We start from the raw sequence: 11926 nt of genomic DNA on the forward strand, positions 1-11926 counted from the left end.
GCTAGCGCTCGCTCCGGTCCGCCTGGCCCCGGCGTCGCTCTCGGCGGCTGAGCCTGGGCACCTCGGGGATCTCCTCCGACGGCGCCTCGCGCACGGGCGGCTCGGCGAGCAGGGGAGCGGGCACCTCGGTCTCCCGCTCGCGCTCGGGCGTGCGCCTCGAGGAGCGTCCGTGCTCGGCGATGCCGCGCGCGTGGAGCGCCTGACCCAGCTGGAGCGCGAAGCCCACGGTGCGGGCGCCGGAAGGGATGAGGATCGCGCGAGGGTCCCGCTCGAGGCCTCGCGCACGGGCGGCCACGCGCGACTCGGTGAGGATCTGCGCCGCCTCGGGGATCGCGCGGAGCGTGAGCGCCACCAGCAGCCCGAGCGTCTCGGGCGGCAGGATCCACCGGATGGGGCGCGCGAGCGCGACCACCAGGTCCATCATCTGCGCCATCGACGTCGAGGAGGTGACGGCGAGCGCCAGCGCGGAGATCGCGATGAGGTCGCCCGCGAGGTCGAGCGCGCGAACGTAGTCGCCCAGCCAGATCTGGAAGCCCGCGGCCATGATGGCGAGCACGGTGATGAGGGCCATGCCCTTGAGCGTCGCCTTGAGGGGAGGCCTGGTGGAGGCCAGCAGCAGCAGGCTCGCGGCAAGGATGCCGAGGCTGGTGACGGGGTCGGAGATCGCGAGGCTCGCGATGGAGATCCCCAGCAGCATGAGCATCTTGAACCACGCCGGCGCGAGGTGCAGGGGCGTCCGGGCGGGACGGTAGATGCCCAGGAGCGTGATCACGCGGTGGCGCCCTGCGAAGCGCGGCCGAACATGAGGTCGCGGTAGAGCTGGACGGCCTCCTTGGGGTCGCCGTCGAAGACCACGCGGCCCAGGTCGACCACGAGCGTGCGCTCGGCGCGCGCCGCGGAGTCGAGATCGTGCGTGACCTCGATGACCTGGAGGGGGAGCGAGCGCAGCAGCGCGCCCACGTGGGCACGCCAGCGAAGGTCCAGCAGCGTGGTGGGCTCGTCGGCGACCACGATGGACGGCGTGCACGCGAGCACGCCCGCGAGCGCGAGGAGCTGGCGCTGACCGCCCGAGAGCGCGTTCACGGAGACGTCGGCCTTGGACGCGAGCCCGATCTCCTTGAGCGCGGCGAGCGCCGCATCGTCCCTCTCCCTGCGGTTCTTGATGACGCGTCGCAGCGACAGCGCGACGTCCTCGACCGCGGTGGGCATGATCAGCTGCGCGGAGGCGTCCGTGAAGAGGTAGCCGACCTTGCGGCGTACCTGGGCGCCCTGCCGCTGCGTGTCGAGGCCGTCGACCTCGACCGAACCGGTCACGGGCAGCACCAGCCCGTTGATGAGACGCGCGAGCGTCGACTTCCCCGAGCCGTTGGCGCCGATGATGCTGATGCGGTCCTCGGTGAGGGTGAGCGTGGTGGGCTCGAGGATCGGCACGCCGGAATCGGGCGCGACGACAGCCGCGTCCTTGAACTCGATCATGCGGACAAGGCTACGCGGTGGCGCGGGCCTGCTCGTCCTCCTGGTCCGACTGCTCGGCGGACGATGCGGCGGTCACCCGCCGCGCGGCGCCCAGCAGGCCGGGGTAGGCCCGGTGGATCGCGGCGGCGACGATGCCCGCGGTGACCACCTTGAGGATGTCGCCGGGGATGAACGGCACGACGCCGAGCGTGACGCCCGAGGCGCAGTCGACGTCGAGGAGGCCGCTGCAGTCCGGGCCGGGAAGCATCGGAAGGCCCAGGCGGTAGGCGAGCCAGGGGGCGCCCACCGCGTAGATCACCGGGATCGACACGAGACCCCCCCCGATGAGCCAGAAGGTCGCGCGGAGGCTGCCGCGCAGCCGTCCCAGGCGGGCGCCGAGCTGCGCGAGGCCGCCCACCACCACCGCGGCGACCAGGAAGCCGATCAGGTAGCCGCCGCTCGGCCCGACCAGGACCTCGATACCGCTGGCGCGTCCGGCGAAGACCGGCAGGAACAGTCCCATGAGCAGGTAGACGCCCACGGCGGCGAGGCCGCGCCAGGGTCCGAGCACGAGCGCCGTGAGCACCACGGCGAACGTCTGCAGCGTGAGCGGCACGCCGCCGAGCAGCTCGATGCCGGGCACCATCGACGCGGCGGCGATGAACGCGGCGAAGACGGCGACGAGCGCGATGGACTGGCCGGTGAGGCCGCGGTGCTGAGACATGGGGACCCCCTGGGATAATGGACGCCGTCACCCTAACGGCGCCGCCTGTCCCCATGGCCGGGTTCCGGCCGGGGTGCAGAAACGTTGTGGGGTCCCCACAACTCAGGTCGCATCGACAGCAGGGAGAACGCGTGATCATCGCCAAGGATCTGGAGGTCCGCATCGGCGCCCGAGTGCTGCTGCACCCCGCGAGCTTCCAGATCGGGCCCGGTGACCGCGTGGGCCTGGTGGGCCGCAACGGTGCAGGCAAGACCACGATGACGCGCCTCCTCGCCGGCGAGGGCCAGCCCACCGGCGGCACCGTGACCCACAAGGGCTCCATCGGCTACCTCCCTCAGGACCCGCGCGAGGGCGAGCCCACGCAGCGCGCGCTCGACCGCATCCTGTCCGTGCGCGACCTTGCCGGGCTCATGGCCAAGCTCCGCGAGGCGGAGGAGGGCATGGCGAGCACGGACCCCAAGGTGATGGAGAAGGCGATGAACGCCTATCCGCGCCTCGAGGAGCGCTTCCGGGCGGCCGGCGGCTACGCGGCCGAGTCCGAGGCCCAGCGCATCGCGGCCAACCTGGGCCTCGACGAGCGCATCCTCGGTCAGCCGCTCGGCACGCTCTCCGGCGGCCAGCGCCGCCGCGTCGAGCTGGCCCGCATCCTCTTCTCCGACGCGGAGACGCTCCTGCTGGACGAGCCGACCAACCACCTCGACGCGGACTCGATCGTGTGGCTGCGCGGCTTCCTCGCCAACTTCCCCGGCGGGCTCGTGGTGATCTCCCACGACGTCGAGCTGCTGCGCGCCTCGGTCACGCGCGTGTTCCATCTCGACGCCAACCGCGGCGAGCTCGACCAGTACGCGCTCGGCTGGGACCTGTACCTGCGCCAGCGCGAGACGGATGAGAAGCGCCGTCGCCGCGAGCGCGACAACGCCGAGAAGAAGGCCGCGGCCCTCATGGCGCAGGCCAACAAGATGAAGGCCACCGCCACCAAGGCCGTCGCCGCGCAGAACATGGCCAAGCGCGCCGAGCGCATGCTCCAGGGCGTCGAGGGGGAGCGGGTGCAGGACCGCGTCGCGGCGCTGCGCTTCCCGACCCCGGCGCCGTGCGGCAAGACCCCGCTCCGGGCCGCCGAGCTGTCGAAGTCCTACGGCTCCCTCGAGGTGTTCACCGATGTCGAGCTCGCGATCGACCGCGGCTCGCGCGTGGTGGTGCTGGGCCTCAACGGCGCGGGCAAGACCACGCTGCTGCGGCTCCTGGGCGGCGTCGAGGACCCCGACACCGGCGAGGTCCAGCCGGGCCACGGCCTCAAGCTCGGCTACTACGCGCAGGAGCACGACACCCTGGACATGAACGCCACGGTGCTCGAGAACCTGCGCCACGCCGCGCCTGACCTCGACGACACGGCGGTGCGCAACGTGCTGGGCTCGTTCCTGTTCATCGGCGACGACGCGCACAAGCCCGCCAAGGTGCTGTCCGGCGGCGAGAAGACGCGCCTCGCGCTCGCGACCCTGGTGGTGTCGCAGGCCAACGTGCTGCTGCTCGACGAGCCCACGAACAACCTCGACCCGGCGTCGCGTGCCGAGATCCTCCGCGCGCTGCGCACGTATGAGGGCGCCGTGGTGCTGGTGACGCACGACGAGGGCGCCGTCGAGGCGCTCGAGCCCGAGCGCGTGCTGCTCCTGCCCGACGCGGTGGAAGACCTCTACAACGAGTCCTACCGCGAGCTCATCTCCCTCGCCTGACCTCTCCCGCCCGACACTGCCAACGGAGCTGGTCCTGGTTCTGCGGCGTGTTGCCGCAGAACCGCGTGTCCACCGCGGCGTGTCGTGACGAACTCCGTTGGAGCTGTCAGCGGCTAGAGGGCGTCCTCGATCTCCTCGTCCGAGGGGCCGCGCTCGCGCCGGCGGCGCGGCGCCTTCGGCGGCGACGATGCACGGGCGGGCTCGGGCGCATCATCTCCGGCCTCGCCCGTGAGCTGCCAGTCGCGACGCGCGAGCAGCGCGCCCCCGATCGGGGCGATGAGCGCGAAGCCGAACCACTGCCACGTGTACGCGAGGTGCGGGCCCAGCGAGAGCGAGGGGAGCGGAACCGGGGAGCCGAGCGCCGCGACACAGGACTCGCCGTCGCAGATCGAGCGCACCATGCCGTAGCCGTCGATGGCCTCGGCGCCGGGATCGGGCATCTGAAGCGGGGTGATCCGGGTGGCGCCCTCGTCGCGGCGGCCGTCGTCGGGCTCGGCCGCGCGGAGCACCGCGGTGATCGTCACGGGGCCCTCGGGAAGCGCGGGCACCGCATCGGCGGGGTCGCCGCTGTCGGGGATGGGGACCCACCCGGCATCGACCATGAGGGAGCGACCGTCGTCGGTGTCGAACCACGCGAGCACGTGCCACGTGCGCTCGCGGTCGACCGGCCGGTTGCGCAGCAGCGTGGTCGAGCCTGCCTCGAACTCTCCCTCGACCTCGACCAGGGTCCACTCCGCGTCGCCGACGGCCTCGCCGGGCGCGACCGCGTCGGCGAGCGGGACGGGCTCGGCGCTCGTGTTCGCCTCGTAGCGCTCGATCGCGGTGGCGCGCTGGACATGCCTGCCGTGCTGCCAGAACCCGGCACGCACCGCCACGGCCGACATCACGAGCGCCACCAGCACGATGGCGACCACACGCGCGATGCGCGTGGAACGGGAGGCGGTGGTCACCCGACGATGCTAGTGCCGCGGTTTCGCGCATCCGTCCGGGGCTCCGCTAGCGTTGCCCCCATGACCTCCCGCCATGTCCTCGTCACCGGTGCCGCGCGCGGCATCGGCCGCTCGATCGCCGAGGCTTTCGTCGCCAACGGCGACATCGTCTCCACCATCTACCGTGGAGGCGACCTCCCCGAGGGCGTGACCGGCGCGATCGCCGACATCACCGACACCGACGCCGTCAACGCCGCCTTCGACGAGCTCGAGGCGCAGCACGGCCGCGTCCGGGTGCTCGTCGCGAACGCCGGCATCACCAAGGACGGCCTGCTCATGCGCATGAGCGACGAGGACTTCGCGAACGTCGTCGACGTCAACCTGACCGGCACGTTCCGCTGCGTGCGGCGAGCGGTGAACTCGATGATGCGCGAGAAGTACGGCCGCATCGTCCTCATCGGCTCCGTCGTGGGCCTCATGGGCAACCCCGGCCAGGTCAACTACTCGTCCTCGAAGTCGGCGCTCGTGGGCATGGCCCGCTCGATCACGCGCGAGGTCGGGGCACGCGGCATCACCGCGAACGTCATCGCGCCCGGCTTCATCACCACGGACATGACCGCCGAGCTGCCGGAGTACACCGTCAAGCAGTACGAGGCGACCATCCCCGCCAAGCGCTTCGGCGCGACCGCGGAGGTCGCCGCCGCAGCCGTCTACCTGGGTTCCGACGCCGCAGGCTACGTCTCGGGCGCGGTGCTGCCGGTCGACGGCGGCCTCGGCATGGGCCACTGAACCGGCGTCCGCCCCCTCCCACCCCGCATCGTCCCCTCGCATAGGAGCAACCATGGGAATCCTCGAAGGCAAGAACATCCTCGTCACCGGCGTCCTCACGGAGGGCTCGATCGCGTTCGAGGTGGCGCGGCTGTGCCAGGAGCAGGGCGCCACGGTCGTGCTGACCGGCGTGGGCCGCTCGCTCAAGATCACGCAGGCGATGGGTCGCCGCCTCCCGGTCGAGGCGAAGGTGGTCGAGCTCGACGTCACCAACCCCGAGCACCTCTCCGCGCTCGCCGACCAGGTCCGCGAGCACGTCCCGCACCTCGACGGCGTGGTGCACAGCATCGGCTTCGCGCCGCAGTCCGTCATGGGCGGCAACTTCATGTCGGGGGAGTGGGAGGACGTCTCGACGGCGATCCACATCTCCGCCTACTCGCTCAAGGCGCTCGCGCAGGCCACGGCGCCGCTCATGTCGCACGGCGGATCCATCGTCGGCCTCACCTTCGACGGCCGCTACGCGTGGCCGGTCTACGACTGGATGGGCGTCGCGAAGGCCGCCTTCGAGGCCGTCAACCGCTACGTCGCGCGCGACCTGGGTCCCCAGGGCATCCGCTGCAACGTGGTGTCCGCCGGCCCCATCAAGACCACCGCCGCGAAGCACATCCCCGGGTTCGAGCAGATGGAGGGCAACTGGGCCCAGCGCGCGCCGCTCGGCTGGGACTCCGAGGCCACCGAGCCCACCGCCCGCGCGGTGACGGCCCTGCTGTCGGACTGGTTCCCCGCCACCACCGGCGAGATGATCCACGTAGACGGCGGCGTGCACGCCATGGGACAGTGACACCGTGCCTACGCTGATCCTCGCCCGCCACGCCAAGGCCGAGGCCCCCGCGGCCGGCCTCCAGGACTCCGACCGAGCCCTCGAGCTCATCGGTCGCAAGGCCTCGACCCGCCTGGGCCAGGTGATCGCCGAGGCCGGCCTCACCCCTGACCTCGCGCTGGTCTCGCCGTCCGTGCGCACGCAGCAGACGTGGAAGCTCATGTCGGCCGCCTTCGGCGAGTGCGAGACGCGCCTGGACGAGGAGCTCTACGAGACCCACGTCGCGGGCCTCCTCGACGTCCTGCGCGGCGCCGGGGACGCTCAGACCGTGGTGGTCGTCGGGCACGAGCCCACGTCCTCCGCCGCTGCCGCCCATCTCGCCGGCTCGGGCTCCGACAAGACGGCGCTCCAGCGGGTCGCCCACGGGCTTCCCACGGCCACGGCGGCGGTCCTCGAGTTCTCCTGCCCGTGGACCGAGGTCACCTCGCGCTGCGGCCGCCTCGTCTCGGTCCTGTCGGGCCGCGACGTCGAGGAGTGAGCGCGTCCCGTCCCGCCACACCGGACACCGGGGCGCTGTGGCGCGCCCTCCTCGCGATGCAGCGGTTCGGCTGGGAGCAGGGCGTCGCGTCGCACGCCGCGATCGACAGCGGCGACCTCGCGCTCGCACGCGCGCTCGCACGTGACGCCGTGGCGCGCCAGGACGCCGACGGTCAGCTGGGCGGCATGGACGATGCCGCCGCGGTGAACTCGGGCTCGCTGCTCGAGGCGGCCCTGCTGCTCGGCTCGGAGGACCCGGACGCGGCGGAGGCGGCGCAGCGCCAGCGCTGGTGGCTCCTGCGGTTCTCTCCGCGCGACGACTGGGGCGTCCTCCATCACCTCAAGGGCGCGACCGAGGTGTGGGCGGACTCGGTCTACATGGTGGTGCCCGCGCTCGTCGCCGCCGGGGACCTGGCGCCCGCGGACATGCAGTACCGCATGCACCGCGAGCAGCTGTGGGATCAGCCCACGGGGTTGTACCGGCATCGCTTCGACATGGCCTCGCGGCAGTTCACGCGCGACGCCTTCTGGGCGAGCGGCAACGGGTGGATCGCGGCGGGCGTGGCCCGCGCGCTCCACCTGGGCGTCGAGGCGGAGACCGTGCGCGAGCGGTGGCAGGCGGAGACCCGGGCGCTGCTCGACGCCTGCGCGCGCCACGAGCGCGCCGACGGCCGCTTCCACGACGTCCTCGACGACGCATCGTCGTTCGTCGACGGCGCCGCGGGCCTGATGCTCGCGTACGCGGCGTTCACCGGCGTGGCCGACGGCTGGCTTCCCGCGCGCTACGCGGACGATGCCTCGCGATGGGCCGATGCCGCGCTCGCCCACGTCGACGACGCTGGCCTCGTGCATGACGTGTGCGGCGCGCCCGCCTTCGACTCGCCGGGCACGAGCGCCGAGGCGCAGGCCTTCGCGATCATGGCCCTGGCGGCACGCGCGCGCCTGGGCTGAGCGGACCCCGGCCCGACCGAGCGTCGGGCACCGGGGCCACCTCGCCTACGGGCGGTCGAGGATGAGGGGCAGCGCCTCGGCGAGGCTGGGACCGTTGAGCGCGACGTCCGCCTGCTCCTGAACCACAGGCTTCGCGTGCCACGCGATGCCGAGCCCGGCGGCGGCCATCATGTCCAGGTCGTTCGCGCCGTCGCCGATCGCGACCGCATCGGCGGGCTCGCAACCGACCTCCGCCGCGAACTCCCGGAGCGCCGCGGCCTTCGCCGCACGATCGATCACGGGGCCGACGGTGCGCCCGGTGAGGCGTCCCTCCGCCACCTCGAGCCGGTTCGCGCGGAACCGCGTGATCCCCAGGGATGCCGCGAGGGATCCCACGACCTCCTCGAAGCCGCCCGAGACGAGCGCGACCTCCCAGCCGGCGTCCTGCAGGCCGCCGATGAGCTCGCGCACGCCCGGCGTGAGCTCGACCTCGGCGCGTACCTCGGCGAACACGGTGTCGGGCACGCCGGCGAGGGTCGCGACGCGCTCCTTGAGGGACGCCGCGAAGTCGAGCTCGCCGCGCATCGCGCGCTCGGTGATCCGGGCCACCAGCTCACGCGCGCCCGCGCGCGCGGCGATGAGCTCGATGACCTCGGCGGTGATCAGGGTGGAATCGACGTCGAGGACGCACAGCCTCATCGGGCGACGACCGTCCCCTTCGCCACGACGGTGATGCCCGTCTCGGTCACGGTGAAGCCGCGTGCGAGGTCCGCCTCGCGGTCGATGCCCACGCGTGCGCCCTCCTCGACCACCACGTTCTTGTCGAGGATCGCGCGGTGCACCTGGGCGTGGCGGTGGATCTGGACGCCGTCGAGCAGCACCGAGTCCGACACGGTGGACCAGGAGTGCAGGCGCACGCCGGGCGAGAGCACGGATCCGGTCACGGTCGCGCCGGACACGATGACCCCGGGGGAGACGATCGAGTCCGCGGCGTGGCCCAGGCGGCCCTCCTCCGAGTGGATGAACTTGGCCGGCGGGTGCGTCACGAGGCCCTGATGCAGCGGCCACTTGTCGTTGTACACGTTGAAGACGGGCTGGACCGCGATGAGATCCATGTGCGCGTCGAAGTACATGTCGAGCGTTCCCACATCGCGCCAGTAGTCGCGGTCGCGGTCGGTCGAGCCGGGGACGTCGTTGCGGATGAAGTCGTAGAAGCCGCACGTGCCCTTGTCGACGAAGTAGGGGACGATGTCGCCGCCCATGTCGTGCTTCGAGGACGGGTTGTCGGCGTCCGCGGTGAGCGCCTCGAGCAGCGCATCGGCGTTGGCGACGTAGTTGCCCATCGACGCGAGGATCTCGCCGGGGCTGTCCGGCAGGCCCGCGGGGTCCTTGGGCTTCTCGAGGAATGCGCGGATGCGGTCGGGGCTCGCAGGATCGACGTCGATGACGCCGAACTGGTCGGCGAGCGAGATGGGCTGGCGGATGCCCGCGACCGAGAACTCGGCGCCGGACGCGATGTGCGCGTCCACCATCTGCGAGAAGTCCATGCGGTAGACGTGGTCCGCGCCGACGATCACGACGATGTCGGGCGACTCGTCCTCGATGATGTTGACCGTCTGGTAGATCGCGTCGGCGCTGCCGAGGTACCAGTGCGGACCGCGTCGCTGCTGCGCGGGAACCGGGGCGACGTAGTTGCCCAGCAGCGGCGACATGCGCCACGTGCGGGCGATGTGGCGGTCGAGCGAGTGCGACTTGTACTGCGTCAGCACCACCACGTGGAGGTACCCGGAGTTCACCAGGTTGCTCAGGGCGAAGTCGATGAGCCGGTAGGTGCCTCCGAAGGGCACGGCGGGCTTCGCACGCGATGCGGTGAGGGGCATCAGTCGCTTGCCCTCACCTCCTGCAAGGACGATGGCGAGAACTTTCGGCGCTGACATATGTCCAGCCTAGGCGATATCGGTCCGGTCGCGTATCAGGGAGTTTCGCGCGTGGCGCGAGCGGCCTCGCGAACGCCGACGCGGAGCGTCACCCCGTGATGCCCACGGGATCCGCGTGGACGGGGGCGGCGGGCTCCGCCCCGTCGACCTGCGGCGCGAGGCCCGTGGTCGACGGCTCCGCGGCCCGCGCCGGCGTGGACCCCGTGAGGGTGGGCGGGTCCGTCGCGGCGCTCGCGTCCGGGGTGGTCGCCGTGGCGTCGGCGGGCATGGTCGGCGCGACCTGCGGCGTCCCGGGCGCGGCCTTGCGGATGCGGCTGGGCGCCACCGCCTGGGGAGCCTTCGCCTGCTCCGACACCTTCGGGGGCTTCCGGACGGGCGCCGGGGTGCCCTGCACGGCCGCGGTGGGCGTGGGCAGCGGCGTCGGCACGAGCTGCTCGGCGCCGTCCGCGGGCAAGGGCGTGGGGACAGCGTGGCAGCGGTCGCCCGCGAGCGAGGCGGACGCCTCCTCCGTGAGCTCGAGGGTGGTCCGGTAGCTGAACGTGCCGCCGTCCGGGGCCTCGCAGACGACCACGACCTCGCGTGGCTCGACCTGTGCGGAGGCGACCTGCGCTGAGGCGACCGGTGCGGCGGCGAGGGTGGCGACGGCGGCGAGGCCGGCGGCGGCGAGCGGCGTGATGGACATGAACGATCCTCCAGACGGGTCGGGGTGGTGGTCCCCATCGTCCTGACGGGGGGAGATCCTCCGGCGGGACCATCGGGACGGAACGGGCGAAGTGTCCGCCGATGCGGTACGGCGTCGGGGTGCACGTGTACCGCGGGCGCGGTAGGCCGTGCCTTCCAGGGGTGAGGGGAGACCTCGCGCGGGGGGAGCCGCTAGCGTGGGGGGCATGCGCGTCGACATCCTCACCCGTGAGTACCCGCCCCACATCTATGGAGGCGCCGGCGTCCATGTGACAGAGCTCGCGGCGGTGCTCCGCGACCACATCGACGTGCGCGTGCGCGCCTTCGACGGCCCGCGCGACGAGGCCGGCGTGACGGGGTACGACGCGCTCGGCGGCGGTGTGGGCGACGCCGCGCTCGACGTGCTCGCGCACAACCTCCCCATGGCGAAGGACTGCGCGGGCGCCGACCTGGTGCACTCGCACACGTGGTACGCCAACATGGCCGGTCACCTCGCCGCGCGGCTCCACGGGATCCCGCATGTGCTGTCCGCCCACTCGCTCGAGCCGCTGCGCCCGTGGAAGGCCGAGCAGCTGGGCGGCGGCTACCGCGTCTCGAGCTGGATCGAGAAGACCGCGTACGAGGCCGCGGACGCCGTGATCGCGGTGAGCGAGGGCATGCGCCAGGACGTGCTGCGCTGCTATCCCGACGTGGACCCGGCGAAGGTCCAGGTGGTCCACAACGGCATCGACGTCGACGGCTGGGCCGCGCCGTCGACCGACGCCGAGCGGGCCAAGGCCGATGCGGTGGTCGCCGAGCACGGCATCGACCCCTCGCGTCCCGCGATCGTGTTCGTGGGCCGCATCACGCGTCAGAAGGGTCTGCCGTACTTCCTCAAGGCGGTCGAGCAGCTCCCCAAGGACATCCAGGTGGTCCTGTGCGCGGGCGCGCCGGACACCAAGGAGATCGCGGCGGAGGTCTCGGGCGCCGTCGCGAAGCTCCAGCAGGAGCGCGACGGCATCGTGTGGATCGAGAAGATGCTGCCGCGTCCCGAGCTGGTCGCGGTGCTCGACGCGTGCACGGCGTTCGTGTGCCCGTCCGTCTACGAGCCGCTCGGCATCGTCAACCTCGAGGCCATGGCCGTCGGGCTGCCCGTGGTCGCGACCGCGACCGGCGGCATCCCCGAGGTGGTGGTGCCGGGGGAGACCGGCACGCTGGTCCCGATCGAGCAGGTGCAGGACGGCACCGGGACGCCTCTGGACCCGGAGGGCTTCGCGAGCGACCTCGCGGCCGCGCTGACCGACATGGTGTCGGACGGGTCCCGCGCGAAGGCGATGGGAGAGGCCGGTCGCAGGCGCGCAGCGGAGAGCTTCTCGTGGGACGCGATCGGCGAGCGCACCTTGAGCGTCTACCGCTCGATTCTTGGATAGGCTCGC

The 11926-nt window shown here is 72.4% G+C and carries 13 protein-coding genes; 6 read left to right on the forward strand and 7 right to left on the reverse strand.

All coding sequences use genetic code 11. The annotated features are described in order from the left end of the window. Position 1 precedes the first annotated feature (1 nt). The 3 genes from AOM00_RS12590 to AOM00_RS12600 are packed head-to-tail and all read right to left on the reverse strand — an operon-like array spanning position 2 to position 2179. Positions 2-772: an energy-coupling factor transporter transmembrane component T family protein gene (locus tag AOM00_RS12590; RefSeq protein WP_062518124.1), complete on the reverse strand. Its 771-nt coding sequence runs from the start codon at positions 770-772 to the stop codon at positions 2-4. Next, a complete protein-coding gene (locus AOM00_RS12595; RefSeq protein ID WP_062518125.1) occupies positions 769-1476 on the reverse strand; it encodes an energy-coupling factor ABC transporter ATP-binding protein in 708 nt (235 codons plus the stop codon). Before AOM00_RS12595 ends, AOM00_RS12590 begins: the two co-directional genes overlap by 4 nt. A 10-nt stretch (positions 1477-1486) precedes the next feature. After that, on the reverse strand, positions 1487-2179 hold the full coding sequence (locus AOM00_RS12600; RefSeq protein WP_062518126.1) for a biotin transporter BioY: 693 nt from the start codon (positions 2177-2179) through the stop codon (positions 1487-1489). 131 nt (positions 2180-2310) lie between these two features. On the opposite strand from AOM00_RS12600, the gene AOM00_RS12605 reads away from it, so the two are divergent. Then, entirely contained in the window at positions 2311-3909 is a 1599-nt protein-coding gene (locus tag AOM00_RS12605) for an ABC-F family ATP-binding cassette domain-containing protein (protein WP_062518127.1), read from the forward strand. Between the two features lie 113 nt (positions 3910-4022). On the opposite strand, the gene AOM00_RS12610 is transcribed toward AOM00_RS12605, so the two are convergent. Next, complete coding sequence (locus AOM00_RS12610) at positions 4023-4859, reverse strand: SURF1 family protein (RefSeq protein WP_062518128.1); 837 nt, start codon at positions 4857-4859, stop codon at positions 4023-4025. Between the two features lie 60 nt (positions 4860-4919). On the opposite strand from AOM00_RS12610, the gene fabG reads away from it, so the two are divergent. The 4 genes from fabG to AOM00_RS12630 are packed head-to-tail and all read left to right on the forward strand — an operon-like array spanning position 4920 to position 7914. Further along, entirely contained in the window at positions 4920-5627 is a 708-nt protein-coding gene (gene fabG / locus AOM00_RS12615) for a 3-oxoacyl-ACP reductase FabG (RefSeq protein WP_062518129.1), read from the forward strand. A 52-nt stretch (positions 5628-5679) separates the two neighbouring features. Next, positions 5680-6447, forward strand: a complete 768-nt coding sequence (gene fabI / locus AOM00_RS12620; RefSeq protein WP_062518130.1) for an enoyl-ACP reductase FabI — start codon at positions 5680-5682, stop codon at positions 6445-6447. A 4-nt stretch (positions 6448-6451) separates the two neighbouring features. After that, positions 6452-6964 carry a SixA phosphatase family protein gene (locus tag AOM00_RS12625; RefSeq protein WP_062518131.1) on the forward strand — a complete coding sequence of 171 codons (513 nt, stop codon included), beginning with the start codon at positions 6452-6454 and terminating at the stop codon, positions 6962-6964. Beyond that, positions 6961-7914 (forward strand): glycoside hydrolase family 88 protein, encoded by a 954-nt coding sequence (locus AOM00_RS12630; protein ID WP_062518132.1) that lies wholly within the window; start codon positions 6961-6963, stop codon positions 7912-7914. The genes AOM00_RS12625 and AOM00_RS12630 overlap by 4 nt, the downstream gene beginning before the upstream one ends. Positions 7915-7959: 45 nt before the next feature. Here the strand turns inward: AOM00_RS12630 and serB are convergent, their stop codons facing one another. The 3 genes from serB to AOM00_RS12645 form a co-directional block, all read right to left on the reverse strand. Continuing rightward, entirely contained in the window at positions 7960-8592 is a 633-nt protein-coding gene (serB, locus tag AOM00_RS12635) for a phosphoserine phosphatase SerB (RefSeq protein ID WP_062518133.1), read from the reverse strand. Continuing rightward, complete coding sequence (gene glgC / locus AOM00_RS12640; RefSeq protein ID WP_062307131.1) at positions 8589-9830, reverse strand: glucose-1-phosphate adenylyltransferase; 1242 nt, start codon at positions 9828-9830, stop codon at positions 8589-8591. The genes serB and glgC overlap by 4 nt, the downstream gene beginning before the upstream one ends. An 88-nt stretch (positions 9831-9918) precedes the next feature. Continuing rightward, entirely contained in the window at positions 9919-10512 is a 594-nt protein-coding gene (locus tag AOM00_RS12645; RefSeq protein ID WP_062518134.1) for a RodZ family helix-turn-helix domain-containing protein, read from the reverse strand. Between the two features lie 205 nt (positions 10513-10717). On the opposite strand from AOM00_RS12645, the gene glgA reads away from it, so the two are divergent. After that, the gene (gene glgA / locus AOM00_RS12650; RefSeq protein WP_062518135.1) at positions 10718-11920 is read left to right on the forward strand and encodes a glycogen synthase; all 1203 of its coding nucleotides are present in this window, start codon (positions 10718-10720) and stop codon (positions 11918-11920) included. Positions 11921-11926 lie beyond the last annotated feature (6 nt).

It is taken from the genome of Demequina gelatinilytica, from assembly GCF_000971115.1.
Lineage (GTDB): Bacteria > Actinomycetota > Actinomycetes > Actinomycetales > Demequinaceae > Demequina > Demequina gelatinilytica.